The organism is Micromonospora sp. NPDC023888, assembly GCF_040639415.1.
Taxonomy (GTDB): domain Bacteria; phylum Actinomycetota; class Actinomycetes; order Mycobacteriales; family Micromonosporaceae; genus Micromonospora.
In genome coordinates, this window is record NZ_JBEZZW010000043.1 from 35,911 (window position 1) to 60,896 (window position 24,986).

At 71.7% G+C, this 24,986-nt stretch carries 25 protein-coding genes and 1 pseudogene; 18 read left to right on the forward strand and 8 right to left on the reverse strand.

All coding sequences use genetic code 11. The annotated features are described in order from the left end of the window. Positions 1-43 precede the first annotated feature (43 nt). Positions 44-1,291 carry a cytochrome P450 gene (locus tag AB0F61_RS28875; RefSeq protein WP_357815916.1) on the reverse strand — a complete coding sequence of 416 codons (1,248 nt, stop codon included), beginning with the start codon at positions 1,289-1,291 and terminating at the stop codon, positions 44-46. A 160-nt stretch (positions 1,292-1,451) separates the two neighbouring features. Between AB0F61_RS28875 and AB0F61_RS28880 the strand changes: the two genes are divergently transcribed. Further along, entirely contained in the window at positions 1,452-1,853 is a 402-nt protein-coding gene (locus AB0F61_RS28880; RefSeq protein ID WP_357815919.1) for a hypothetical protein, read from the forward strand. A 57-nt stretch (positions 1,854-1,910) separates the two neighbouring features. Here AB0F61_RS28880 and AB0F61_RS28885 read toward each other — a convergent pair whose 3' ends face one another. After that, the gene (locus AB0F61_RS28885; RefSeq protein WP_030491749.1) at positions 1,911-2,129 is read right to left on the reverse strand and encodes a DUF397 domain-containing protein; all 219 of its coding nucleotides are present in this window, start codon (positions 2,127-2,129) and stop codon (positions 1,911-1,913) included. 69 nt (positions 2,130-2,198) lie between these two features. Between AB0F61_RS28885 and pepN the strand changes: the two genes are divergently transcribed. Further along, positions 2,199-4,715, forward strand: a complete 2,517-nt coding sequence (gene pepN, locus AB0F61_RS28890; protein ID WP_357815922.1) for an aminopeptidase N — start codon at positions 2,199-2,201, stop codon at positions 4,713-4,715. Positions 4,716-4,819: 104 nt separating this feature from the next. Here the strand turns inward: pepN and AB0F61_RS28895 are convergent, their stop codons facing one another. Further along, positions 4,820-6,034: an FAD-dependent monooxygenase gene (locus AB0F61_RS28895; RefSeq protein WP_357815926.1), complete on the reverse strand. Its 1,215-nt coding sequence runs from the start codon at positions 6,032-6,034 to the stop codon at positions 4,820-4,822. 159 nt (positions 6,035-6,193) lie between these two features. After that, complete coding sequence (locus tag AB0F61_RS28900) at positions 6,194-6,856, reverse strand: PadR family transcriptional regulator (protein WP_357815930.1); 663 nt, start codon at positions 6,854-6,856, stop codon at positions 6,194-6,196. 375 nt (positions 6,857-7,231) lie between these two features. Here AB0F61_RS28900 and nadD point away from each other — a divergent pair, with 375 nt between their 5' ends. The 6 genes from nadD (at position 7,232) to AB0F61_RS28930 (ending at position 11,273) form a co-directional block, all read left to right on the forward strand. Further along, a complete protein-coding gene (nadD, locus tag AB0F61_RS28905) occupies positions 7,232-7,828 on the forward strand; it encodes a nicotinate-nucleotide adenylyltransferase (RefSeq protein ID WP_357244230.1) in 597 nt (198 codons plus the stop codon). A 110-nt stretch (positions 7,829-7,938) separates the two neighbouring features. Beyond that, positions 7,939-8,346 (forward strand): ribosome silencing factor, encoded by a 408-nt coding sequence (rsfS, locus tag AB0F61_RS28910; RefSeq protein WP_357412070.1) that lies wholly within the window; start codon positions 7,939-7,941, stop codon positions 8,344-8,346. Further along, positions 8,343-9,002 (forward strand): histidine phosphatase family protein, encoded by a 660-nt coding sequence (locus AB0F61_RS28915; RefSeq protein ID WP_357815935.1) that lies wholly within the window; start codon positions 8,343-8,345, stop codon positions 9,000-9,002. The genes rsfS and AB0F61_RS28915 overlap by 4 nt, the downstream gene beginning before the upstream one ends. Before the next feature lie 48 nt (positions 9,003-9,050). After that, positions 9,051-9,905: a DegV family protein gene (locus tag AB0F61_RS28920; RefSeq protein ID WP_357815937.1), complete on the forward strand. Its 855-nt coding sequence runs from the start codon at positions 9,051-9,053 to the stop codon at positions 9,903-9,905. Between the two features lie 3 nt (positions 9,906-9,908). Next, positions 9,909-10,682: an SDR family oxidoreductase gene (locus AB0F61_RS28925; protein ID WP_357815940.1), complete on the forward strand. Its 774-nt coding sequence runs from the start codon at positions 9,909-9,911 to the stop codon at positions 10,680-10,682. 216 nt (positions 10,683-10,898) lie between these two features. Next, positions 10,899-11,273, forward strand: coding sequence for a VOC family protein (locus AB0F61_RS28930; protein ID WP_357815943.1), 375 nt, complete (start codon positions 10,899-10,901; stop codon positions 11,271-11,273). Positions 11,274-11,366: 93 nt separating this feature from the next. Here the strand turns inward: AB0F61_RS28930 and AB0F61_RS28935 are convergent, their stop codons facing one another. Further along, a complete protein-coding gene (locus AB0F61_RS28935; protein WP_357815946.1) occupies positions 11,367-11,690 on the reverse strand; it encodes a hypothetical protein in 324 nt (107 codons plus the stop codon). Positions 11,691-11,886: 196 nt separating this feature from the next. Continuing rightward, positions 11,887-12,312, reverse strand: a complete 426-nt coding sequence (locus AB0F61_RS28940) for an integrase (protein WP_357815949.1) — start codon at positions 12,310-12,312, stop codon at positions 11,887-11,889. Positions 12,313-12,558: 246 nt separating this feature from the next. Here AB0F61_RS28940 and AB0F61_RS28945 point away from each other — a divergent pair, with 246 nt between their 5' ends. The 4 genes from AB0F61_RS28945 to AB0F61_RS28960 all read left to right on the forward strand — a co-directional run bounded on the left by AB0F61_RS28945 (position 12,559) and on the right by AB0F61_RS28960 (position 17,497). After that, a complete protein-coding gene (locus tag AB0F61_RS28945) occupies positions 12,559-13,374 on the forward strand; it encodes a helix-hairpin-helix domain-containing protein (RefSeq protein ID WP_357815952.1) in 816 nt (271 codons plus the stop codon). A 29-nt stretch (positions 13,375-13,403) separates the two neighbouring features. Beyond that, positions 13,404-15,779: a ComEC/Rec2 family competence protein gene (locus tag AB0F61_RS28950; RefSeq protein WP_357815977.1), complete on the forward strand. Its 2,376-nt coding sequence runs from the start codon at positions 13,404-13,406 to the stop codon at positions 15,777-15,779. Positions 15,780-16,097: 318 nt separating this feature from the next. Next, positions 16,098-17,078, forward strand: a complete 981-nt coding sequence (gene holA, locus AB0F61_RS28955) for a DNA polymerase III subunit delta (RefSeq protein ID WP_357815980.1) — start codon at positions 16,098-16,100, stop codon at positions 17,076-17,078. Beyond that, complete coding sequence (locus tag AB0F61_RS28960; RefSeq protein ID WP_357815955.1) at positions 17,075-17,497, forward strand: hypothetical protein; 423 nt, start codon at positions 17,075-17,077, stop codon at positions 17,495-17,497. Before holA ends, AB0F61_RS28960 begins: the two co-directional genes overlap by 4 nt. Positions 17,498-17,668: 171 nt before the next feature. On the opposite strand, the gene rpsT is transcribed toward AB0F61_RS28960, so the two are convergent. Next, entirely contained in the window at positions 17,669-17,935 is a 267-nt protein-coding gene (gene rpsT, locus AB0F61_RS28965; RefSeq protein WP_030336508.1) for a 30S ribosomal protein S20, read from the reverse strand. 273 nt (positions 17,936-18,208) lie between these two features. Continuing rightward, a complete protein-coding gene (locus tag AB0F61_RS28970; RefSeq protein WP_357815958.1) occupies positions 18,209-19,195 on the reverse strand; it encodes a phosphotransferase in 987 nt (328 codons plus the stop codon). A 61-nt stretch (positions 19,196-19,256) separates the two neighbouring features. Between AB0F61_RS28970 and AB0F61_RS28975 the strand changes: the two genes are divergently transcribed. The 6 genes and pseudogenes from AB0F61_RS28975 to AB0F61_RS29000 form a co-directional block, all read left to right on the forward strand. Next, on the forward strand, positions 19,257-19,793 hold the full coding sequence (locus tag AB0F61_RS28975) for a DUF4240 domain-containing protein (RefSeq protein ID WP_357815962.1): 537 nt from the start codon (positions 19,257-19,259) through the stop codon (positions 19,791-19,793). 114 nt (positions 19,794-19,907) lie between these two features. Then, on the forward strand, positions 19,908-21,785 hold the full coding sequence (gene lepA / locus AB0F61_RS28980) for a translation elongation factor 4 (protein ID WP_357815965.1): 1,878 nt from the start codon (positions 19,908-19,910) through the stop codon (positions 21,783-21,785). A 316-nt stretch (positions 21,786-22,101) separates the two neighbouring features. Then, on the forward strand, positions 22,102-22,386 hold the full coding sequence (locus AB0F61_RS28985; RefSeq protein WP_357815968.1) for a GlsB/YeaQ/YmgE family stress response membrane protein: 285 nt from the start codon (positions 22,102-22,104) through the stop codon (positions 22,384-22,386). Positions 22,387-22,731: 345 nt separating this feature from the next. Then, positions 22,732-23,016: a GlsB/YeaQ/YmgE family stress response membrane protein gene (locus AB0F61_RS28990; protein WP_357815971.1), complete on the forward strand. Its 285-nt coding sequence runs from the start codon at positions 22,732-22,734 to the stop codon at positions 23,014-23,016. 248 nt (positions 23,017-23,264) lie between these two features. Then, positions 23,265-24,551: a sugar ABC transporter substrate-binding protein gene (locus AB0F61_RS28995; protein ID WP_357815973.1), complete on the forward strand. Its 1,287-nt coding sequence runs from the start codon at positions 23,265-23,267 to the stop codon at positions 24,549-24,551. Next, positions 24,548-24,986 (forward strand): annotated as a pseudogene (locus AB0F61_RS29000) (sugar ABC transporter permease); the annotation flags it as partial. The gene AB0F61_RS28995 and the pseudogene AB0F61_RS29000, both read left to right, overlap by 4 nt.

Consider the following 24,986-nt stretch of genomic DNA (forward strand, 5'->3'; position numbering starts at 1 on the left):
CGCGCCGCCTCGCCGGTCACCCGCTTGATCGGCGAGGCGGAGGTCAGGCGGTGCGCCGGATGTTGGTGAGGGTCAGACCGAGGGGCGGCAGCGCCGGCATCCGGTGCAGGTCCAGGGCCAGGTCCTGAACGGGAACGTCGTAGCGCATGGTCCTGGTCAGGTTGGCGACCGCCCGTTTCATCAGGTCGATGGTGATCCACTCGCCCGCGCAACGGTGCCCGGCCCAGTGGTCACCGCCGCCCTGCGGGATCAGCTCGAACGGGTCCACGCGTCGACCGGCGAACCGTTCCGGGCGGAACAGCTCCGGTTCCGGCCAGAGGGCCGGGTGGTGGTTGGTGCCGTACAGGTCGAGCAGCACCCGTCGGCCCCGGGGGAAGTGGTGGCCCTGCCAGTCGAAGGAGTGCCGGACCCGGGCCGCCGCCATCGGGAAGAACGGGTAGTAGCGGCGGACCTCCTGGACGAAGTTCCCGGTGGCCTCGTCGTCGTCGCGGACCCGCTCCCGCCAGCCCGGATGGTCGTGCAGGGCGAGCGCGGCGAACGCGATGTACTGGTCCACGGCGACCACCGGCCGCAGCACGTTGAGCAACTCCACAGCCGCGATCCGCCGGGGGAGGAGCCGGCCCTGCCGGTCCCGGTGCTCGGCGATCACGGCCAGCGCGCTCCCGGACGGCGCGGGGAAGAGACCGACCCGGGTCCGTTCGATCAGGTCGGCGAGCCAGCGTTCGGCGCGGTGCCGGGCGAGCCGTCCCCGCCAGTGCCGGGGCCCGACCACCGCCGGCCCCTCGATCATCGCGTGCAGGTCGACGGCGCGCCGCTCGACCTGCGACGTGGGCAGCGGCACCCCGGCCCAGGCGCAGACCACCCGGGTCAGCAGGCGGCCCAGCTCGTCGTAGAGCGACAGCGGCCCGGCGGCCTCCCAGGCGGGGATCCGGGCCCGCCACTCGTCGTCGAAGAGCTGGCCGAGATGCCGGATGGCGGTCGGCGTCATGATCGACATGAACATGGCCTTGCGGTCGGCGTGTTCCGGCCCGTCCAACCCCTGCACGCCCCGCCGACCGGTGAGCGTCCGCTGCACCCGCAGCGGCATGGCTGTCGCGCGTTGGAAGCGTTCATTGTCGTAGAACAACACCGCCGCCGGCCGGCCGCGCAGGCAGATGGTCGGTGCCAGCAGGATCCGGGTCTGGAAGACGTCGCTGCCGTACCGCTCGCAGCGTGCACCGATGAACCGGTAGCCGGTGCGGAGCAACGCGAGGGTGCTGTCCGGGCTGCGGTCGGCCGGCATGGTCGCCATCGGGTCTCCTCACACGCGGGTACGGCCGGTCACCACCGGGCCGGTTGCGGGTACCCCCGTCGCCGCCGCTGAATCCCCGCGCCGACGGCACGCCGGCTGGCCCCTCCCAGGAGCGACGGAACCTGGTTTGCTGCTGGTGGGGCAACCACGGGGAGGGCGGATGCGCGACAACACATCGCCGCACTGGCGGCAGCGGCGGACGGTCGGGGCGCTGGGTGGAGGCCGTGACGCGCGGCCACTGATCGGGCCGCCTCGGCGGCCCGTCCGGCCGCACCGGTTCTTCACCGTGCACCTGGGCTTCACCGCGCCGACCGTCGGCGAGGCCCGCGAGCTGGCCGTGGCGTACGCGGAGGCGTTGAACCTGCTCCGCCCGGAGGTGGCGCTCGGCGCGGCGGCCCTGTCGCCGGCCGACGCCTGGCAGCGGGCCGAGCGGCTGTTCTGCGGTGCGGTCGGCCCGGACGGCGAACGCTGTGTCGACGTGGCCGGTCATCCGGGCTTCCACCACGCCCCGGGGCCCGGCGGTCTCGGTTGGGGCGACGGCGACGGCCCGGCCCGTGGCTGACCGCCAACCCGATGTCGCCGACCCGGGTTGGCGGCCACCGCACACCGGCGGGCGCGATCAGTCCAGGTCGAACTCACCGTCCTGGGCGCCGGCCACGAACGCGTCCCACTCGGCCTGCGTGAAGACCAGCACCGGCCCCTCGGGCTCGGCCGAGTTGCGCATCCCGATCAGGTCGTCGACGAAAGCGACCTCGACGGCGCTGTCGGAGGTGTCCCCTTCGGCCCGCTGCCAGACCGCCCGAGAGAGGTCGAAGTCGCCCTTGGGGTGCTGCGCCATGGTTCTTTCCTCCAGTGCCGAGGGTCGTGTGGTGACCGACTGTCGATCCCCATCGGGCAGGATAAGCGGATGCCGAGCCTGACCCGTGTAGAGGCGACCGCGCGTGGCGCGGCGATTACTGTCGAGTCCTATCAGGTGGACCTCGACCTGACCGCTGGCGCGAAGCTGTTCGGCTCCCGCGTCGAGATCCGCTTCCGGGCGACCCCCGGCACCGCGACCTTCGTCGAGGTCAAGCCCGCCAGACTGCTGGCGGTACGCCTCAACGGCCGCGACCTCGACACCGGCCTGTTGACCGACAACCGGTTGCCGCTCACCGACCTGGACGCGGCGAACACGCTTGTCGTCGAGGCCGAGATGACGTACTCCAACGCGGGCGAGGGGATGCACCGGTTCGTCGACCCGGCCGACGGCGAGACGTACCTCTACGCGGTGAGCTTCCTGGACAACGTGCAGCGCATCTTCGCCGCGTTCGACCAGCCCGACCTCAAGGCTCCCATCGTCCTCTCGGTGACGGCTCCGCCGGAGTGGACGGTCTCCGGCAACGCCGAGGTGGCCGCCACACCGGCGCCCGGGCGCTGGGAGTTCGCCAGCAGCGCGCCGCTCGCCACGTACTTCTTCTCGCTGATCGCCGGTCCCTACCACGTGCGCCGGTCCGAGCACGACGGCGTGCCGCTTGGCATCTACTGCCGCCGGTCGCTCGCCGAGCACCTCGACGCCGACGCCGAGGAGATCTTCACAGTCACCCGGCAGTGCCTGGACCGGTTCCACCAGCTCTTCACCGAGCGCTATCCGTTCGGCAAGTACGACCAGGCGTTCGTGCCCGAGTTCAACGCCGGCGCCATGGAAAACCCGGGCATCGTCACCTTCCGGGACGACTACGTGTTCCGCTCGGCGGTCACCGACACGGAGCGCGAGCAGCGGGCCACCACCATCGCCCACGAGATGGCGCACATGTGGTTCGGTGACCTGGTCACCATGCGCTGGTGGGACGACCTGTGGTTGAACGAGTCCTTCGCGGAATACCTGGGCACCCGGGTCACCGCCGAGGCGACCCGCTTCGACCAGGCCTGGACGACCTTCGCCATGCGCCGCAAGGCCTGGGGATACGCGGCCGACCAGCGGCCCTCCACCCACCCGGTCGCGCCGGAGGAGGTGGCCGACGCCGACGAGGGCCTGCTCAACTTCGACGGCATCTCGTACGCCAAGGGCGCCAGCGTGCTGCGGCAGTTGGTCGCGTGGCTCGGTGACGAGGCGTTCCTCGCCGGCCTGAACGCGCACTTCGCCGAGCACCGCTTCGGCAACGCCACGCTCGCCGACCTCCTGATCAGCCTCTCCACCGCGAGCGGCCGGGACCTGTCCGGTTGGGCCGAGGTGTGGTTGCGCCGGCCGCAGGTCAACACCCTGCGCGCCGAGGTCGCCGTCGACGCCGACGGTCGCTACACCGACGTGGCCGTGGTGCAGACCGCGCCGGAGTCCCACCCGGTGCTGCGCCCGCACCGGATCGGGGTGGGCCGCTACTCGGTGGACGGCACGGTGCAGCGCGACGACCTCGACATCGACCCTGCGGCCGACGGCGGCCGGACAGCGCTGACGGCCCTGGTCGGCACTCCGGCGGCCCGGCTGTTGCTGCTCAACGACGGCGATCTCACCTTCGCCAAGGTGCGCCTCGACCCGGCGTCGGCGGACGCGGTCGCGCTGATGCTGCCCGGCCTGACCGACCCGCTCACCCGGGCGATCCTCTGGGGCGAGGCGCTGGACGCGGCGACCGACGGGGAGCGGCCGGTCACCGGCGTGGTCGACCTGATGGCCGCCGCGCTGCCCGCCGAAACCGAGGTGATCATCGCCGAGGACGTGCTCACGCTCAGCCGGGCGTTGGTGGATCGCTACCTCGACCCGCTGACCCGGTCCGCGGCACTGGTCCGCATCGCCGGGGCGTGCCACCGGCTGCTCGACGGCGCGCCGGCGGGAGAGTCGTTGCAGTTGGCCGCCGCGCGCGGGTGGATCTCCGCGACCACCGACGCGGACCTGCTCGTCGGCTGGCTGGCCGGCCGGGACGTGCCGGCCGGGCTGCGGGTCGACGCGGAGCTGCGCTGGGCGGTGCTGCACCGGTTGGTGGTGCTGGGTGCCGCAGGCGAGGCGGAGATCGCCGCCGAGGCGGCCGCCGACAACAGCTCCACGGGCGCGGAACGGGCCGCCCGCTGCCGGGCCGCCCGGCCCGACCCGGCCGCGAAGAAGGCGGCCTGGGACATCATCGTGCAAGACACCGAGCTGTCCAACCGACTGCTGGAGGCGACCGCCGAGGGGTTCTGGCAACCCGAGCAGGCCGAACTGACCGCCGCGTACGTCGAGCGGTACTTCACCGACATGCCGACAGCCGCGCGGCGGCGTACCCCGTGGACGGCCGACCGGGTCGCGAAGCTGGCGTTTCCCCGCTACGCCGTGGCACAGCCGACCCGGGAGGCGGCCGCGGCGCTGCTCGCCCGCGACGACCTGACCCCCGGCCTGCGCCGGGTGGTCACCGACGCCGACGACGACCTGCGTCGCGCGCTTGTCGCCCGCACGGCGGTGGCCGCCGCGGCGGCGTGAGCCGGGCGGGCGCGTAGACGCGTGGCCTGGTGGGCGCGCGTGCGGCCGGGCCCACGAGCGGCTGAGCGGGGCGCGGGGTGGTGGGCCACCCCGCGCCCGGCGGCTCAGCGCGGCGCGAGCTCCGTCGTGACGGGGGTGTCCCAGTCGATGACGTAGCGCTGCTCGTGGGCGATGGTCTTCTCCGGGTCCATCACCGTGCGCACCATCAGCGGCATCAGCAGCGGCATCAGCGTCCGGGCGACCGGCCCCGGCGCCTTGGCATGGTTGATCCGGGCCGCGCGGGCGGCGACCTTCTCCACCCGGGCCCGGCGCAGCCGCACGTACGCGGCGAACGCCGCCTCCACGTCCGGCAGGTCACGAAGGCAGCGGGCGAGCTGCACCGCGCTCTCGATGGACAGCGACGCACCCTGCCCGGAGCTGTTCGACGGCGCGTGCACCGCGTCGCCGACAAGCACCATCCGGCCCCGGTGCCAGTGCGGCACGGGCGGCATGATCTGCAACGAGCCGGCCACCTGGAGTGCGTCGGCGTCGCTCGTCGCCATCAGCTCCCGGCCCGGGTCGTCGTCGCCGTAGCTGGCACGTAGCGTTTCCATCCACTGTCGCGCCGGCACCGCACGGGCCTCGACGAGGCTCATCGGCCGCTGCTGCGGCAGGTTGACGCCCCACCGGGTGCCGCCGCCGGGCTCCGGCCAGTACAGGTAGTAGCCCCGTTGCCCGAACGCGAACGTCATAGTGCCCGGCTCGACGCCCACCTCATGCCGGGCGACCGCCTCGAAGCTGAGCAGGCCGGTGAACCGGGGGCCGGGCGCGGCCGGGTCGATGAGCCCGCGGACGGTGGACCGGATGCCGTCCGCGCCGACGAGGATGTCGGCGGTGGCGGTGCTGCCGTCCTCGAACCGGGCCGTCACGCCGCTGTCGGTCTGCTCGGCGTCGACGAGCCGTTTGCCGTACGCGAACGGGACACCCTCGGCAACCGCCCGGTCGTGCAGCACCCGGTGCAGCTCGGCCCGGTGCACCACCCGCAGCGGCGGCACCCCGGCCAGCGTGGGCAGGTCGACGCGGCGACGGCCCACGGCCATCGCACTGCGCTCGATCGGGGTGGCGACCGCCGTCACCGCCTCGTCCGCGCCGACCACGCGCAGGGCAGCCACGCCGTTTGGCGCGAGGGCGAGGGTGCCGCCGATGCCGCCGACCCCGCTGGCCGTGGCGGGGTACGCCTCGTAGACGGTGGCGGTGATGCCGGCTCGGCGCAGCGCGAGCGCTGTCACCGGTCCGGCGATGCCGCCGCCGATGACGATCGCGGTTCGTACCGTGGTCATGGTCTCTCCCTGGGTGTGCTCGGTTCGTGCGCGTGCGAACCGACCTGGGAGGGAGCCCGGCTATCCTCTGGTTGCCGCTTCGGGCCGGGTGCCTTCCCAGGTGTCGGTTCGAGGTAAGGGCTCCGGCGGGGTGTTGGCGCACCCCGCCGGAGCCGTCTGTCAGTCGGTAGTTTCCGAGGTCGGGGTGCTGGTCCTCTCGGCCAGCCCGGTCAGCTCGGCGGGCATCTCGCCGGTCTCGTGGAAGGCCCGCCAGGTGTCCAGCCCCGGATAGCTGCCCGAGGTCAGCTCGGCGAGCAGGGCACGCAGCCAGGTCGCCTCCGCGGCCCGCAGGGCCAGGTCGTACTCCGACTCCACGAGGAACAGCCGTGGGATCTCCCGCAGGTGGGCGTCGAGCGTCTCGCGGTCCCGCCGGAGCGCGTCGTCCAGCAGGTCGAGCCGCTGACGGAGCAGGTCGGTGGCCTCGTCGGGATGCAGCACGGCGAGGACGGACAACCCGGCCCGGAAGCGGGGATGCTCCGCCATCGGGGTGGCGACCAGCTCACGGGCCCAGTCGACAAGCTCGGCCCGCCCGGCGTCGGTGATCCGGTAGACGGTGCGTTCCGGGCGGCGGCCCTCCCGAACGCTCTCCACCGCGTCGATCAGGTGGTGTTTGTCCAGGTTGCGGATCACCGTGTAGAAGGAGCCCCACTTGAACTCCATGTCCTGGTCCTTGCCCCAGGCGCGCAGTGCGGTGGCGATCTCGTACGGGTGCATCGGGCGCTGGACCAGGGCGGACAGCACGGCCAGCGCAAGCAGGTTGCTGACCTTACGCCGCTTCGGCACAACGCCCTCCAGGTCCACTCGCGAACAACTACTCGCCCACGAGTATATGCACACGAGTAACCCCGCCGCGACCCCGCGCGTGCCGCGACCCCGCGCGTGCCGCGACCCCGCGCGTGCCGCGGCCCCGCGCGTGCCGCGGCCCCGCGCGTGCCGCGGCCCCGCGCGTGCCGTGCGGGGTCGCGCGCGGTGATCGACTCGGTTTTGCCGAAGCTGCGGTGTCCGGGCCGGTGTGACACGCCGACTTCCTAAAAGGCGAGTTGACCACCGCTGCCCGGAAGCGCCGATTCCGGGATGTCGCGGTGTCCTGGTGGGCCGTGGCGAGGGCCTCACCCGGGCCGGGGTCGCCTGTCCCGACGGTCGGCCTACGATCATCGGGTGGAGGAAGATATCCGGCGGATCGGGATCATGGGTGGCACCTTCGACCCGATCCACCACGGCCACCTCGTCGCGGCAAGTGAGGTGGCGGACCGGTTCGGCCTGGACGAGGTGGTCTTCGTCCCGACCGGGCAGCCGTGGCAGAAGGCCGACGAGCCAGTCAGCCCCGCCGAGGACCGGTACCTGATGACGGTCATCGCCACCGCCTCCAACCCCCGCTTCCAGGTCAGCCGGGTGGACATTGACCGCAGTGGGCCGACCTACACGGTCGACACGCTGCGCGACCTCCAGGCCGAGTACGGCCCCAAGGTGCAGTTGTTCTTCATCACCGGCGCGGACGCCCTGCAACGCATCCTGTCCTGGAAGGATCTGGACGAGATCTTCGAGCTGGCCCACTTCATCGGGGTGACGCGGCCCGGCTTCCCGCTCACCGACAAGCACCTGCCGGCGGACACTGTCAGCCTGATCCAGGTGCCCGCGATGTCCATCTCGTCGACCGACTGCCGCGCCCGGGTGGCCCGAGGTGAGCCGGTCTGGTATCTGGTGCCCGACGGTGTGGTGCAGTACATCGCCAAGCGAAGCCTCTATCAACGCTGACCGCGTCTGATTCCGGCTGGTTTGTGCAGTTTACCGACCAGAACTGCACGGTCGGGGCGTCGCCGGGTATGAGACGCTTGGAGGATCGCACGCTTGATCGAAGGAGAACGGTGACAGTTTCCGAACGCGCCCACGAGCTGGCAATGGCGGCCGCCCAGGCCGCCGCCGACAAGAAGGCGCAGGACATCACGATCATCGACGTCGGCGACCAGCTCGCCATCACCGACGCGTTCGTGCTCGCCGCTGCCCCCAACGAGCGCCAGGTGCTGGCAATCGTGGACGCCATCGAAGAGAGCCTGCTGGAGCTGCCGGACAAGGCCAAGCCGGTGCGGCGCGAGGGCGAGCGTGGTGGCCGGTGGGTGCTGCTCGACTACGTCGACATCGTGGTGCACGTCCAGCACACCGAGGAGCGCGAGTTCTACGGGCTCGACCGCCTCTGGAAGGACTGCCCCACCATCCCGTTCGTCGACCGCGACCTGGTCGAGGCCGACGCCAGCGGGTCCGCCGCCGCCGAATGACCCGACTGATCGTCTGGCGGCACGGCAACACCGACTGGAACGCCGCCAACCGCGTCCAGGGGCAGACCGACGTACCCCTCAACGAGCTGGGCCGCGACCAGGCCCGCGCCGCCGCGCCGCTGCTCGCGGCGCTGCGGCCCGACGCCATCGTGGCCAGCGACCTGAGCCGCGCCGTCGAGACCGCCGCCGCGCTCGCCGCGTTGACGGGGCTTCCGGTACGCACCGACGCCCGGCTCCGCGAGCGGCACTTCGGTCAGTGGCAGGGCCTGCACCTCACCGAGGTCGCCGAGCGTTTCCCCGAGGAGTACGCCCGTTGGCGGGCCGGCGACCCCGATCCGGGCGCGGATCTGGAGCCCCTGCACGACCTCGGCGAGCGGGTCGGCACCGCGCTGCGGGAGGCAGCCGACGCGGCACCGGGCGGCACTGTGGTGATCGCCACCCACGGTGGCGGCTCCCGGCAGGGCATCGGTCACCTGCTCGGCTGGGACACTGGCGTGCTGCGCACCATCGGCTCCCTGGCCAACTGCCACTGGAGCGAGCTACGGCACGACGACCGTGCGCCGGCGATCGGGCGTCCGCAGGACGTCCGTGGCTGGCAGTTGCGGGCGCACAACGTCGGCCTGGTCACCGCCGCGGTCGCCGTCGACGCGATCTGAGCGCTCGCGCCTCGGCGTTGGGGGCCGCGATCGGCTAGCGTGCCGGGCATGCCCGTCGCGGTCGTCATCGACTCCACCGCCTATCTTCCGCCTGAGCTGTTGCAGGCGCACCGGCTGACCGTGGTCCCGTTGACAGTCGTGCTCAACGGCGCGGAAGGGCTGGAGGGGGTGGAAACCCAGCCGGCCGACGCCACAGTGGCGCTGAGCGCCCGACGGGTCACGGCCACCACCTCCCGCCCGGCACCCGACCAGTTCGCCCGGACGTACCGCCAGTTGCTCGACGCCGGCGCGGACGGGATCGTCTCGGTGCACCTCTCCGCCGCGCTGTCCGGCACGGTTGAGGCCGCCCGACTGGCCGCGGCCGACCTGGACGGCCGGGTCGAGGTCGTGGACAGCCGCTCCGCCGGCATGGGGCTGGGTTTCCCGGCCATCGCGGCCGCCACCGCCGCCGAGGTCGGCGTCGACCTCGCCGGGGTACGCGACGCGGCGCTCGCCGCAGTCGCCCGCACCACCGTCTTCTTCTACGTCGACACGCTTGAGTTCCTCCGCCGAGGCGGCCGGATCAACGCGGCCGAGGCGCTGTTCGGCACCGCCCTGTCCGTCAAGCCGATCATGCACATGCCGGACGGGGCGATCGTGCTGCGCGAGAAGGTGCGCACCGCCAGCCGGGGGGTGGCCCGGCTCGTGGACCTGGCCGTCGAGGTGGCCGGCGACGACGACGTGGATCTCGGGGTGCATCACCTGGCCGCGCCGCAACGGGCCGAGGCGCTGCGGACCGCGCTCACCGAACGGCTCGGTGACCGGCTGCACGACACGTACGTCTCCGAGGCCGGCGCGGTCGTCGCCGCGCATGCCGGCCCGGGGTTGGCCTGCGTGGTCGTCCATCGCCGACCGGAGCGCTGAGCGGTGCCCACGTCGTGTGTGGTGACCGGCGGTGGTCGCGGAGTCGGCCGGGCCGTGGTGGAACGCCTGGTGGCGACCGGTGCCACAGTCGTCGTGTTGGAGCGCGACGCCGACGCGGCCGACTGGTTGGCCGGGCACCCGGCCGCCGACCGACTCGTCGCGGTGTTCGGGGACGCCGCTGACGAGCGGGTGGCCGAGCACGCCGCCGAGCTGGCCGAACGCGCCGCGCCCCTGACCGGCTGGGTGAACAACGCGGCGGTGTTCCGCGACGCCGCGCTGCACTCGGCGTCGGCCGACACGGTCCTGGACCTGATCGGGCTGAACCTGCGCCCGGCCGTGGTGGGCGCGGCGGTGGCCGTCCGCCGGTTCCTGGCCCGCGCAGCCGGCGGCGCGATCGTCAACGTCTCGTCGCACCAGGCCCGCCGGCCCGTGTCGGGTGCCCTGCCGTACGCGACGGCGAAGGCCGCCGTGGAGGGGCTGACCCGGGCGCTTGCCGTCGAGTACGGCAAGCACGGCATCCGCGCCAACGCTGTCGCGCTCGGCTCGATCGCCACCGAACGGCACACCGAGTTCCTGGCCGCGCAGGAGCCCACCCAGGCCCAGTGGATCGACGCCGAGCTGAATCGGCTGCACCCGGTGGGCCGGATCGGGCGGGTCGACGAGGTGGCCGAGGCCGTCGCGTACCTGCTGTCACCGGCGGCGAGCTTCGTCAACGGGGTGATCCTGCCGGTGGACGGGGGACGGGCCGTGCTCGGCCTCGACCCGGAGGCCCGCTGACAGCGGATCGTTCGTGTTAGCCTCCGTGCGCGCCCCAGATGGGCCTACCCCCCGGAGGTTCTGGCTACTTCAGCCACCACGCCGAGATCGACGCGATGTCCGCGTCTCTCGTGCGGGATCCGGGGCGTCGGTGCCCTCGGGGCTTCGTCATCGCTGTGGCTGCGGAGGGCTCTGGGCCTCCGGTCGGGTCTTCGGATCGACCGGAAGACGGTACGCATGACAGTCACGTTCAACCACACCATCATCGCCAGCAAGGACAGGAACGCGTCCGCCGCGTTCTACCGGGAGCTGTTCGAGCTGCCGGAGGCGCCGTCGTGGGGGCCGTTCGTCAACGTCCTGCTGGACGAGGGTGTGCTGCTCCAGTTCGCCGAGCCACCGGTGGACATCCAGATGCAGCACTACGCGTTCCTGGTCGACGACGAGCTGTTCGTACGGTGCCTGGCGTTCGTCGAGGCGCGCGGCATCACCTACTGGGCCGACCCGCAGCTGAAGCGGGAAGGGGAGACCAACACCGAGCACGGTGGCCGGGGCTTCTACTTCTTCGACCCGGCCGGCCATGCCATCGAGATCATCACCCGGCCGTACGTGTAGTGACCGATGTCGACGGCGGCGCACCCGTTCGTCGAGGAGGGGTGCCGGCTTTGGTGGGCAGTCCACCGGGCCGGCACCACCCGCCCGACGGCCCTAGAACGCTTCGTCGGCGACCCCGCTGTAGCCGCGTAGACCGTGCTCCCGGGCCAGCTCGTAGATGCCGTCGAGATGGCCGAGCATCCCTACTGGAAGGGTGAGCAGCACGTACTTCGCGGCATCGTCCGGCGCGTCGGCAAGGTCGTCTTCGGTTGGTTCGAGGACGTCCACCAGGTCGGGCCAGCGTGACAACAGTTCGCCCCGGAAGCGGGTGACGTCGGGGTGCGGTTCGAGGACGTCGGTCTCGCCGTCGGCCAAGCCGTCGTAGATCTCGCCGGGGTCGCCCACGCCGACCTTCCAGAACGCGAAGTCACTGCTCACGATGATGCTCCCCGGACTGCTCGGACGGTGACCGGTCACTCCGGCCGCCTGCGATCATGCTGCGGTGAGTCAATATTTTTCAGGTCGGCGACCGACAACGGCTCCTGAGCCTGGCGGCGAGCCACGCAGGGGCAATGCCCGACTGAGACGGCGTAGCCGGGCGCCCTGGGGGCTTTGTGTAGCAGCCCGCCGGCCGTCAGCCTCGCTGCCGAGCCTGGTAGGCGCGGGTCACCTGCGCCGTGGGGTCCGCGCTCTCGGCCGTGCGTACGGGGTCAACCAGCAGGAAACCCGGCAGTGAGAACCGGGCCCCGTGCTCGCGCTCGGACAGCACGAACGTTCCGCCCCGCTGCTCCGGCTGCCAACCGTTCTCCAACGCATAGCTGATGACCGCCCGCACGTCGGCGCCCGTGGGATAGCTGTCGTCTGTCGCACACGCGTCCCACTTCGAGGGCCCGGTGATCGACAGCAGATCCACCTCGAGTTTTCGGCTGGTCTTGCCGGCGCCCCAGGCTCGAACGCGGATGCCCCGGTGGCAGTCGCCGCTGCCCGGCACGCAATGAATCACCGCGCGCCACACAAAGGGGCGCCCGTCGATCCATATCCGCCGTAGTCGAGTCCGCACGCATACCACCTCCGCCGCCGAATCTTTGCCGGTCCACCGTCCCCGCGCCAGCGGTTTCTATGGCCAGTGCGGTGGCGGCGCAGCCCCGGCGGCGCCCTACTTCTGGTCTGTTACCCATGCCTCGGGCGCTGCTGAGACCATTAGCAGATCTGCGCTTGATCAGGGCGTTGTCCACAGTGGCGTCGGTTGTCCACAGGGCGCCGCCGCCACACCCCACCGCCTTCACCGTCGCCATAGCGTCGCCCTGTGTCGCACGACGAGGAGACCGAGGTACGCCAGCGCCTGCGCCGGCTGACGGACGCGCCGCTGGACGTGTCGTCACCCCCGGCACTGGCACCGCCCGTGGGCGTATCTCTGGGCGGGGTGCTGCCACCCCGATCCTGGGCGCCGTTGGCGGAGCCGGACGCGGGCGTACCCCCTGCCGAGGAAGGCTCGGTGGCGCCGCGGCTGTCCGGGCCCGGCCCGTTCGACCCAGGGCGACGCGGTGTGCGGGCGCTGGCTGTCGTCGCCGTGGTGGTGGTGTTGGCCGCAGCCGGTTGGGCCTGGCGGTCCCGACCGCAGTCGGAGCCGGTCGCACCACTGGGCAGCGAGGCCGCGGCGGCGACTCCGGCGGGCAACCCCAGCGCGTCCGGCTCGGGCGAGTTGGTGGTGGCGGTCGCGGGCAAGGTCCGCAAGCCCGGGTTGGTGCGGTTGCCGGCCGGGTCCCGGCTCGCCGACGCGGTGCAGGCGGCTGGCGGTCCGCTCCCCGGGGTCGACGTGGCGCTGCTCAACCCCGCCCGCAAGGTCACCGACGGCGAGCTGATCGTGGTCGGGGTGACGCCGCCGCCGGTGCCGGGCGGGCCGGCGACGGGCGGGGCGGCCCCGGCCGCCGGGCCACTCAACCTCAACACCGCCACACTGGCGCAGCTCGACGCGCTGCCCGGGGTCGGTCCGGTGCTCGCCCAACGCATCCTTGACCACCGGGACCAGCACGGCGGGTTCAAGGCCGTCGGCGACCTGCGCCAGGTCGACGGGATCGGCGACGCACGGTACGAGCAACTCAAGGACCTGGTGACGGTGTGAACAACGCTGACCCGACGCCGCATCGCGAGCTGACCGCTGCCCAAGACCGGGCAACGTCGCCGGATCTGCGGCTCGCCGGGCTGGCCGTGGCCGCCTGGCTCACCGCGCTCGCCGGCCTGCATCTCGGCACCCGCTCGCTGCTCCTGGTGGCCGCAGTGGCGACCATCCTGACCGCGTGCAGCGCCCTGCACCTGCTCGGCCGCCTCGGTCGTCCCCGGGTCGCTGTGCGCCGTTACGGCTGGATCGCCGTCGCGGTCGGCCTCGGTGTGGTCTGCGCGGGAGCGGTAACCGCGGCTCAGCTCGCCGTCCGGGACACACCGCCGATCCGTGCGCTGGCCGAGCAGCGCGCTCTGGTCACCGCCGAGGTGGTGGTCCGGGACGATCCGCGCCCGATCCGTTCCGCCGGGCGACCGGGGATGCTGCTGGTGTCGAGCGAACTGGTCCGGCTCACCGGCCCCGACGGCCGCCGGATCCACGCGTCGGTGCGGCTGCTCGTCCTGGCCACCGATGCGGCCTGGCGTGGTCTGCTGCCCGGGCAACGCCTCACCGCCGACGGTCGGCTCGGCCTTCCGCGCGGTGGCGACCTCACGGCGGCCGTGCTCAGCACCAACGGCCCGCCGCAGCGGCACGGTAAGTCGTCCTGGGCGCAGCGCGCCGCCGGCACCCTGCGTGCCGGTCTGCAACGGGCCTGCGCGCCGCTGCCCGACGATCCGGGAGGGCTGCTGCCGGGCCTGGTCGTGGGCGACACCAGCCGACTGCCGTCCGCCGTCGAGGAGGACTTCCAGGCCACCGGCATGACACATCTCAATGCCGTGTCGGGAAGCAATGTCGCCATTGTGGTGGGTGCGGTGTTGTTGCTGGCCCGCTGGGCGCGCGCCGGCCCGTGGCTCGCCGTCGGGCTCTGCGGGGTGGCGCTTGTCGGCTTCGTCATCCTGGTTCGCCCGTCACCGAGCGTCGTCCGGGCCGCGACGATGGGGGCGATCGGGCTCGCCGCGCTTGCCGCCGGTCGTCCCCGCGCCGCGCTGCCCGCGTTGGCCGCAGCCGTCACCGTGCTGGTCCTGGTCGATCCCGAGCTGGCCGGGGATCCCGGGTTCGCGCTTTCCGTACTGGCCACCGGTGGCCTGTTGCTGCTCGCGCCGCGCTGGCGGGACGGGCTGCGGCGGCGCGGCGTGCCGCCCGGCCTGGCGGAGGCGCTGGCCGTGCCGGCGGCCGCGCAACTGGCCTGCGGGCCGGTCGTCGCCGGCATCTCCGGCACGGTCAGTCTGGTGGCGGTGCCCGCCAACCTGCTGGCGGTGCCGGCCATCGCGCCAGCGACCGTGCTGGGCGTGCTGGCGGCCATGGTGTCGCCGATCTGGCCGGCCGGCGCCGAATTCGTCGCCTGGCTGGCGAGTTGGCCGGCGTGGTGGCTCGTGGTCCTCGCCCGACAGGGCGCTCGACTGCCGGGCGGCACCCTGCCGTGGCCCGGCGGGGTGCCGGGGGCACTGCTGCTGACCGTGGTGACGGTCGCCCTGCTGGTCGCGGTGCGCCGGCCCGTCGTGCGCCGGCTGGTGGCTGTGGTCGGCGTCGCCGCAGTCCTGGGCGCCCTTCCGGTGCGGTTGGTGGCTGCCGGCTGGCCGCCGAGGGGTTGGGTGGTGGTGGCCTGCGCGGTGGGTCAGGGCGATGCCCTGGTGCTGCCGGTCGGCGCCGGCCGGGCGGTGGTGGTGGACGCCGGGCCGGAGCCGAGCGCGGTGGACGGTTGCCTGCGGCGGCTCGGCGTACGGGAGGTGCCGCTGCTGGTGGTCAGCCACTTCCACGCCGACCACGTGGGTGGAGTGGCAGGGGTGTTCCGGGGGCGACGGGTGGGCGCCGTGCTGGTGCCGTCCTCGACGGATCCGGAGAGCGGTCGGGACCTGGTCCGGGCGGCGGCGATCGTCGGGCGGGCTGCGCTGCTCACCACCGTGTCCGGTGCGCGCCACCCGATCGGGGGCGTCGACCTGCTGGTGCTCGGTCCGCCGTACCCGCTGGCCGGGACCAGATCCGACCCGAACAACAACTCGCTGGTGATGCGCGCCACGGTGAGCGGGGTGCGGATCCTGCTTCCCGGGGACGCCGAGACCGAGGAGCAGCACGCGTTGCTGACGCGGACAACGCCCGGCCAGTTACGGGCGGACGTGTTGAAGGTCGCGCATCACGGGTCGGCGTACCAGGACCCGAGCTTCCTCGACGCGGTGCGGCCAGCGGTGGCGCTCGTGCCGGTGGGCAGCGGCAACACCTACGGCCACCCGAACCGGGGGCTACTCGACCGGCTGAGCAGGGGCGGCACCCGGGTGCTGCGCACCGACACCGACGGTGACGTGGCGGCGATCCGGACCGATGGTGGCCTGGCCGTGGTCCGGCGAGGAATCCCACCGGGCCGACAATCCTGAGCCGACGGCGTCACGGTGCGACCGGTTCCCGGTCGTCGATCACTTCGAGTGCCTGGCTCGGTGATCCCTCGGCTTCGCTGATCTGGGGGTGTCCGTCGCGACCTGATACCGCGATATTGCTGAGCTGGAGTGGATCAGGCATGGGGCTTCGCAGTGGCGGCCGGCTGGGTACCCGCCAGCGCGCGTCCGACCCGATGAGGCGAGATGAATTGTAGATTAAGTGGCAATTGAGATAAATGTCGGGATTTGCGCTGTCTGCGGGCTGCGCCGACCAAGCAGCGAATGAGCAGGCACGATCCCGACGTGGGCCGTGCGAATATGGGCGGCGTGACCGCCGCCAACCTCGCCCCCATTCTGCTCGTCCTCGGTGACGAGGAGTTGCTCGCCACGCGCGCGGTCACCGAAGCTGTCGCGAAGGTTCGCAGTGTCGACCCCGAGGTGGACGTCCGCGAATACCAGGCAAGTGCGCTCACTGTCGGCGAGATCGCCGAGATGCTCAGCCCATCGCTGTTCGGCGGGCGGCGACTGCTGATCCTGCGCTCGGGCCAGGACGCCCGCAAGGACCTGGTCGCCGCACTGCTGGCGTACGCGAAGAACCCCGACCCGGACGTCCAACTCCTGGTGCTGCACCTGGGTGCCGCCAAGGGCAAGGCGTTCGCCGACGGGTTGCGGGCGGCCGGCGCGACTGTCGTCCCGGCGGCCAAGCTCAAGGGGCACCGCGACCGGGTGGCCTTCGTCCGTGACGAGATCCGCCGGGCCGGCGGAAAGTGTACGGACGACGCCGCCGAGGCGCTCATCGCGGCGGTCGGCAACGACCTGCGCGAGCTGGCTGCCGCCTGTTCCCAGTTGATCGCCGACACCGACGGGCGGATCAGCGCCGACACGGTGAGCCGCTACTACCGGGGTCGAGTTGAGGTGACCGGCTTCACGGTGGCGGACGCCACCATGGTCGGTGACGTGCCGGCGGCGCTGGAGGCGCTGCGCTGGGCCCTGCACGTCGGCGTCGACCCGGTGCCCATCGCCGACGCCCTGGCCGACGGCGTACGCACGGTGGCCCGGGTGGCGTCGGCCGGGCGCGGCAGCCCCTACCAGCTCGCCAGCAGCCTCGGCATGCCCGCCTGGAAGATCGAGCGAGCGCAGCGGCAGGGGCGCGGCTGGACGCCGGAGGGCCTGGTCCGGGCCATGCAGGTCGCCGCCGAGTGCAACGCCGCCGTCAAGGGTGGCTCCGACGACCGGGCGTACGCCCTGGAGCGTGCGGTCTTCTCGGTGGCGGCAGCCCGGCAGGGCGGCACCAGGTGACGAGGGCGAACCGCCCGGCGTGGGCCACTGTCGCCGTCGACGAGGAACGCTATCGGCCGCTCTACGCCCGACTCCTCGGCCTGCGGTTCGTCAACCCCGGCGGCGTGCTGTGCTTCCTCTTCTTCGAGGGCACCATCGCGCTGGCCGTGCTGCTCGCCCTCGCCGAGTTGGTCACCTGGTGGGCGGTCCTGGTGCTGCCCGCGGTGGTGGCCGCGATGGTGAAGCTCAACGACATGGTGGCCGCGATCGTGGTCCGTTCCGCCGCGCTCGTGCCCGAGCAGGAACGCGATCGGTTTCGCCGGCAGATGGAGCCGGTGGTCGGCCGAGCCCAGGTGGAGTGGATCTCGCACAGCGTCAGCGGTGTGGTGGTCACCGCCGATCCGGCACCGCCCGCCCGTCGCGCCGACCCGTCACGCTGAGCCCGACCGGTCACGCTGAGCCCGACCGGTCACGCTGAGCCCGACCCCGTCAGGTCGAACCGGACCCGTCGGGTTGAGCGGCTGGTCTGTAGACACGATGCCGGCCTGTGGACACACGGAAGCCCCGGGCCGAGGCCCGGGGCTTTCCGAATCAGTCTGACGGTGAAGTCGTCAGGCGGAGAGCGCAACCACGCGCTTCGCGATCGCGGACTTGCGGTTCGCGGCCTGGTTGGAGTGGATCACGCCCTTGCTGACGGCCTTGTCCAGCTTGCGAGAGGCGTCCAGCATGAGCGCGGTGGCCTTCTCGACGTCACCGGCCTCGGCAGCCTCGTGGAACTTCCGGACGGCGGTCTTCAGCGACGACTTGACCGACTTGTTGCGCAGCCGGGCCTTCTCGTTCTGCCGGTTGCGCTTGATCTGGGACTTGATGTTCGCCACGCGACAGCCTCGTCTTGATAGCTCGGGTTGGTCAGCTTCTGCGCGAGATGACGAACATGCGTCATCGCTGCGCGAAGAGCCAGGTTACCAGGTCGCCCGGGACGAGCCAAAACGGCTCGGTCATCGTGCGGACGGACCCGGCCCGTCGGGGATCAGCCTACGCCCCAGCCGTCGCGCCGGCTCACCGCCAGGGCCGGGTCACCGCCAGGGCCGGGTCACCGCCGGGCCCGCGTCACCAGCAGAGCCCGCGTCACCGGCCGGGCCAACCCCGGCTCACCGCCAGCCCTGACGGTGAGCCAGCCAGTCGAGCAACTGCTCACCGCTCCACCGCTGGTGGGCGGGCAGATGCGGCGAGGCGGTCGGGGGAGCCGCCGCGGCGCCGGTGAGGTAGTAGCCGGCCAACGCGGCCAGGGTCGCGTCAAGCGCGTCCGGGGGCGCGCCCGCCGTGGCCGGGTGCGCGGCGAAGAGCCGGTCGGCGTCCAGGCCGCTGGCGTACGCGGTGAGCAGCAGACCGGCCAGGTCGAACCAGGCCGGCCCGGAGCAGACCCAGGTCCAGTCGCAGAACCAGGCTCGGCCGTCCGCGTCGATCAGCACGTTGTCGACCCGCAGGTCGCCGTGGATCAGGCCGGTCGCCGCGGCGGCGTACCGGGGGAGGCGGGACTCCAGCGCCACCAGTTCGGCCAGCCGGCCCCGTGCCGGAGCGGGCAGTGGTGGGATGGGCTCGCGCCCGGCGGCGACCTCCTCCCACCAGAGGATGTCCGAGCGGGCGAGATCGGCCAGGTGCGGCAGGCCGAGCGCGGTCAACTCTGCCGGCGGGTCGGCGAGGGCGGCGGCGACCTCCGCGTACCCGGCGAGGGTGGCGTCCAACTCGGCGGGCACCCAGGGCAGGTGCGGGGTGTGGCCGTCGATGGCGTCGGTGCAGAGCGCGAACCAGCCCGCCGCCGACAGGGTCCAGCGGAAGCGGGGCGCTGGCAGGGCGGCCGGCAGCCGGGCGAGGATCGCGGCCTCTCGGGCGTACCAGTCGACCAGGTGCGGTTGCTCGACGGCGGGTGCCGCCTTGACGAAGGCCCGGCCACCGTCGGCGGTCTGGAGCACTGCGGCGAAGCCGCGGGTGAAGCCCGCGCCCGCGACCTGGGCGGTGACCACCGGCGCGCCGAGGCGGTCGGCGACCGCGGCCCGCAGCGCCGCCGGCAGCGTCGGCCACGACGGGCGCTCGGCGCTCGCGTGGTAGGGCACCGGCGGCAGCGGGGGAGGGGACACCACACCATGCTGCCCCGGGGTGCGTGCGCGACGCACGGCGACACTGCCAGACTGCCAAGCCATGAGGACCGAGGACTTCTGGCAGCTGATCGACGAGGCTCGGGCCGGCGGTGGGGGAGAACCCGGGCCGGTCGCCGCGCGGGCCGTCGCGCTGCTCGCCGAGCGTGACCCGGAGGACATCGTCGGGTACGCGCGGCACCAGACGCGGGTGCTGGCCGCCTCGCACAAGGCCGATCTGTGGGGTGCGGCGTACCTGATCAATGGTGGCGCCTCGGCTGAGGGCTTCGAGCACTTCCGGGGCTGGCTGATGACCCAGGGACGGGTGGTCTTCGCCCGCGCGGTCGCCGAACCGGACTCCCTTGCCGAACTGCCCCAGGTGCGGGCGGCGTCGCTCAGCGGTGAGGAGTTCTCCGCCGAGCAGATGCTGTCGGTGCCCTGGGACGCGTACCGGAAGGCCACCGCCACCGAGTTGCCGGCGGACCGCGACCCGGTGCGGACGCCGGACCTCAACGACTTCTGGGACTTCGACGACGAGGAGGAGGCGCGCCGGCGGTTGCCCCGGCTGGCTGCGCTCTTCGTCGAGCCGCCGCTGGAGTGAGGGTCGCGGGCCGATCCGTCGCCCGCGCAGCGGGCGCACCCCGGCGGCGTGGGAACATGGAGGGGGTCGGCGGCGCGCCGGCCTGTTCACGTCAGCCGACCAGAACGGACCGCTGTGCCACCGAAGCTCGATCCCGGCGCGAACGCCCCTGGTGCCACCGACCCCGGTCGCATCCGGAACTTCGGCATCATCGCCCACATCGACCACGGGAAGTCGACCCTGGCCGACCGGATGTTGCAGCTCACCGGTGTGGTCGACCCGCGGCAGATGCGCGCGCAGTACCTGGACCGGATGGACATCGAGCGCGAGCGCGGCATCACCATCAAGAGCCAGGCCGTCCGCATGCCGTGGACCATCCGCGAGGGTGAGCGGGCCGGTGAGCAGGCGGTGCTCAACATGATCGACACCCCGGGGCACGTGGACTTCACCTACGAGGTGTCCCGGTCGCTGGCCGCCTGCGAGGGCGCCGTGCTGCTGGTCGACGCCGCGCAGGGCATCGAGGCGCAGACCCTTGCCAACCTCTACCTGGCGCTGGAAAACGACCTGCGCATCATCCCGGTGCTCAACAAGATCGATTTGCCGGCCGCCCAGCCGGAGAAGTACGCCGAGGAGTTGGCCCATCTGATCGGCGGCGACCCCGCCGACTGCATCCGCGTTTCCGGCAAGACCGGCGAGGGCGTCCCGTACCTTCTCGACGAGATCGTCCGGCAGTTCATCCCGCCGGTCGGTGACGCCGAGGCGCCCGCCCGGGCGATGATCTTCGATTCGGTGTACGACGTCTACCGCGGTGTCGTCACGTACGTCCGGGTCATCGACGGCCGGATCAGCGCCCGCGACCGGATCAAGATGATGTCCACCGGCGCCGTGCACGAGCTGCTGGAGATCGGCGTCATCTCACCCGAGATGGTCAAGGCCGAGGCGCTCGGCGTCGGCGAGGTCGGCTACCTGATCACCGGCGTGAAGGACGTCCGGCAGTCCCGGGTCGGTGACACGGTCACCATCAACAGTCGGCCGGCGGCCGAGGCGCTGGGTGGCTACAAGGACCCGAAGCCGATGGTCTACTCCGGTCTCTACCCGATCGACGGGTCCGACTACCCCAACCTGCGTGAGGCTCTGGACAAGCTCAAGCTCAACGACGCCGCCCTGGACTACGAGCCGGAGACCTCCGGTGCGCTCGGGTTCGGCTTCCGCTGCGGCTTCCTCGGCCTGCTCCACCTGGAGATCATCCGGGAGCGGCTGGAACGCGAGTACAACCTCGACCTGATCTCCACCGCGCCGAACGTGGTGTACCGGGCGATCACCGACGACGGCGCCGAGATCGTGGTCACCAACCCCAGCGAGTACCCCAGCGGCAAGATCGCCGAGGTGTACGAGCCGGTCGTACGGGCCACCGTGCTGACGCCGAACGACTACGTGGGCGCGGTGATGGAGCTCTGCCAGGGTCGGCGCGGCACCCTGCTGGGCATGGACTACCTCTCCGCCGACCGGGTGGAGCTGCGCTACACGCTGCCCCTCGCGGAGATCATCTACGACTTCTTCGACCAGTTGAAGAGCCGCACCAAGGGCTACGCCTCGCTCGACTACGAGCCCTCGGGCGAGCAGGCCTCCGACCTGGTGAAGGTGGACATCCTGCTGCACGGCGAGCCGGTGGACGCGTTCAGCGCCATCGTGCACAAGGACAAGGCGTACAACTACGGCGTCACCATCGCCGCCAAGCTGCGTACGCTGATTCCCCGCCAGCAGTTCGAGGTGCCCATCCAGGCGGCCATCGGCAGTCGGGTCATCGCCCGGGAGACCATCCGGGCGATCCGCAAGGACGTGCTCGCCAAGTGCTACGGCGGTGACATCAGCCGTAAGCGCAAGCTGCTGGAGAAGCAGAAGGAAGGCAAGAAGCGGATGAAGATGGTCGGCCGGGTCGAGGTGCCGCAGGAGGCCTTCATCGCCGCCCTCTCCTCCGACTCCGGCGACGGCAAGGCCGCCGGGAAGAAGTAGTTTCCGGCCCCGGTCGGCAGCGTCGGCCGGGGTCGTCCCCTCCGGTGAGGTCGGGTCCCTGCTGCGGCGGGATGTCGGTACGCGGGCACGGGTGCGCAGAAATTTTTTCTGGCGCTGTCGTCAGGTCGACCGGTCCACGAAATGGGCTCCTACCTGTGTGGACGCACGTCCGCGCCAACCGACGCACCCTTCGGACATCGACGTCTGGCGTTGTCATCCACGGTGAGTCGGTTTGGGCTTTCGGCGGGTCGGGCACTTAGCGGTCACGACAGGAAGCACACATCGTGTGTCGAACATTCTTTGAAGGAGGGCGACCGTGGAGTTCACCGTGTGGGGCATCATCACTGCGATCGTTGTTGGTCTCATCGTCGGCGCGCTCGGCCGTCTGGTCGTCCCGGGCCGGCAGAACATGCCGATCTGGCTGCACCTGCTGATCGGTGTCGGCGCGGCCCTGCTGGGCACTGTGCTGGCGCGGGCCGTCGGCATCGCGACCGAGACGAGCGGTATCGACTGGGGCGAGTTGCTGGTGCAGGTCGTGGTTGCCGCGATCGCTGTCGCGCTGGTGGCCGGCGTGGGTGGCCGCCGCCGAGTGACCCGGTAACACCGAGCACAAGTTCTCGTACCACCGCCACACCTTCGATGGGCGCCCGGCCGACAGGCCGGGCGCCCATCGGCGTTCTGCCGCTGCCACCTCGTCGGACGTTCCCCGCGTGCCGGATCGCGGAGATCCACTCGGTTTCCGTGATGTCGGGGTGTCCCGGTGGGTGTGATGCCGCAACGTCAAGAACCTCGTGTTGATCATGCGGCTGTGGAACGTCCTCTTGTCGGCCAAGACGTGATCGTTTGGTGGCCGGAGTCGGTTTGGATTTTCGTTGGGTCGGGCAATTAGTGGTCACGACAGGAAGCACACCTCGTGTGTCGAACATTCTTCTGAAGGAGGGTGGCCGTGGAGCTCACCGTGTGGGGCATCATCACTGCGATCGTTGTTGGTCTCATCGTCGGCGCGCTCGGCCGCCTGGTCGTCCCGGGCCGGCAGAACATGCCGATCTGGCTGCACCTGCTGATCGGTATCGGCGCGGCCCTGCTGGGCACCGTGCTGGCGCGGGCCGTCGGCATCGCGACCGAGACGAGCGGCATCGACTGGGCCGAGTTGCTGGTGCAGGTCGTGGTCGCCGCGATCGCTGTCGCGCTGGTGGCCGGTGTGGGTCGCCGCCGCAGCGTCACCCGATAACGACCTGGCATCACCTGGCGAGGCAGCACCACCGTAGGACAGCACGACCGAAAAAGCGCCCGGCCGCGAGCCGGGCGCTTTTTCGTGCCCTGTGCCCAACTTCGACCCGATGTCACGGCGTCGCTCGTCGGGCCACTGCGGTACGGTCGCCACGCTTCGGCCGGTCCCGCCCACTGTCGTAAAAGAATTCTCCGTACTAAGGTGCGGCGGAGAAGGTTAGTTCCAGGTGGCGCGAGGGGAGAAGTGGCGTGAACAGGTGGAAGCGGTTGGCCCCGGTCACCGCCATGGTGGCCTCGGCCGCGATGGTGCTGACCGGCTGCGGAGGTTCCGGTGAGGACGCGGCCGACGACAGCAAGCTCACGGTCTGGATGATGGGCGAGGGCGGCGACGCGCAGAACGCCTTCCTCGACTCCGTCGAGACCGAGTTCCGCCAGAAGCACCCCGACACCGACGTGGTGGTGCAGTACATTCCGTGGCTCGAGGCGCCCAAGAAGTTCCAGGCCGCGCTCGCCGGTGGCGAGGGACCGGACATCACCGAGCTGGGCAACACCGAGACGCAGGGCTGGGCCGCCCAGGAGGCGCTCGCCGACGTCAGCGGTCGGATGGGCGGCTGGGCCGACGGCAAGGACCTGCTGCCCGACCTGGTGCGCAACGCCCAGCTCGACGGCAAGCAGTACGGCGTGCCCTGGTACGCGGGTGTGCGCGCCATCTACTACCGCACCGACTGGTTCGCCGAGGCCGGCGTGCAGCCCCCGAAGACCTGGGACGACCTGGTCACCGTGGCCAAGGCCGTGCAGGCGAAGAAGAAGGGCACCTACGGCATCGCCCTGCCGGGCAACTCCGAGCTGCCGTTCTACTCCTTCCTCTGGGGCGCCGGCGGCGAGATCGCCAGCAACCAGGGCGGCACCTGGAAGTCCGGCTACACCACGCCGGAGGCACAGCGCGCCGTCAAGTTCTGGACCGACCTGGTGACCGTGCACAAGGTGGCCCCGCCGGCGGCCGCGGGCTGGAACGAGATCGACGCGCGCACGCAGTTCGCCACCGGCAAGGCCGCGATGGCGTTCGCCGGTAGCTGGCAGCAGGGCGCCATCAAGAAGGACAACCCCGAGATCGAGAAGGTCTGGGGTACGTTCCCGATCCCCGGCCCGGACGGCAAGGCGGCACCCGGGTTCGCGGGCGGCTCGGACGTGGCGATCTGGAAGGACAGTGAGCGCCAGGACCTGGCCTGGGACTACCTGACAGTGCTGCTGAACAAGAAGAACGCGCAGAGCTTCGCGAGCAGCCTCGGCTTCTTCCCGGTCTACAAGGATCTGGTCGCCGGTGACACGTACGCGAACGACAAGGTGATGGCGGCGTTCGCCACCACCATGCAGAACACCAAGCTCACGCCGCTCACCCCGAAGTGGGTGGAGGTCAGCCGGACGAAGACGGTGACCCAGGCGATGAACAGCTCGGTCATGAAGGGTCAGAAGACGGTCGAGAAGGCTACCGCCGACGCGGCCGGTGAGATGGAAAGCATCCTCAACGCCAAGTGACCACGCTGACCGAGGTGCCGGAGACGGCCGCCGCGCGGGAGACCCCCGCGCGGCGGCGTCGCCGGGTGGACCGCCTGCCCTACCTGCTGCTCCTGCCCGCACTGGTGATCATCGGGGTGCTGCTGCTCTGGCCGCTCGGCCAGGTGGTGGTGATGTCCTTCTACCGGCTCAACAGCGTCCGGCAACTGCGTGGCGACCGGGAGTGGCCGTGGGTGGGGCTGGGCAACTACGCCGACATCCTCTCCGATCCGTTCTTCCTGACCGTGCTGCGCAACACGGTCCTGTTCGCTGCGGCCAACGTGCTGCTCACCATGGTCCTCGGCACGCTTGTCGGGCTGCTGCTCAACCGACTCGGCCGCAAGATGGCGACCTTCGTGGCCAGTTGCGTGATGCTCGCCTGGGCCACCCCGGCACTGACCGGCACCATCGTGTGGA

Bases quoted from the DNA above. Each gene is read 5' to 3' on its own strand.
- AB0F61_RS28875 (WP_357815916.1), bottom strand. From the start codon at position 1,291: ATGGCGACCATGCCGGCCGACCGCAGCCCGGACAGCACCCTCGCGTTG.
- AB0F61_RS28880 (WP_357815919.1), top strand. From the start codon at position 1,452: ATGCGCGACAACACATCGCCGCACTGGCGGCAGCGGCGGACGGTCGGG.
- AB0F61_RS28885 (WP_030491749.1), bottom strand. From the start codon at position 2,129: ATGGCGCAGCACCCCAAGGGCGACTTCGACCTCTCTCGGGCGGTCTGG.
- pepN (WP_357815922.1), top strand. From the start codon at position 2,199: ATGCCGAGCCTGACCCGTGTAGAGGCGACCGCGCGTGGCGCGGCGATT.
- AB0F61_RS28895 (WP_357815926.1), bottom strand. From the start codon at position 6,034: ATGACCACGGTACGAACCGCGATCGTCATCGGCGGCGGCATCGCCGGA.
- AB0F61_RS28915 (WP_357815935.1), top strand. From the start codon at position 8,343: ATGACCCGACTGATCGTCTGGCGGCACGGCAACACCGACTGGAACGCC.
- AB0F61_RS28920 (WP_357815937.1), top strand. From the start codon at position 9,051: ATGCCCGTCGCGGTCGTCATCGACTCCACCGCCTATCTTCCGCCTGAG.
- AB0F61_RS28930 (WP_357815943.1), top strand. From the start codon at position 10,899: ATGACAGTCACGTTCAACCACACCATCATCGCCAGCAAGGACAGGAAC.
- holA (WP_357815980.1), top strand. From the start codon at position 16,098: ATGGGCGGCGTGACCGCCGCCAACCTCGCCCCCATTCTGCTCGTCCTC.
- AB0F61_RS28975 (WP_357815962.1), top strand. From the start codon at position 19,257: ATGAGGACCGAGGACTTCTGGCAGCTGATCGACGAGGCTCGGGCCGGC.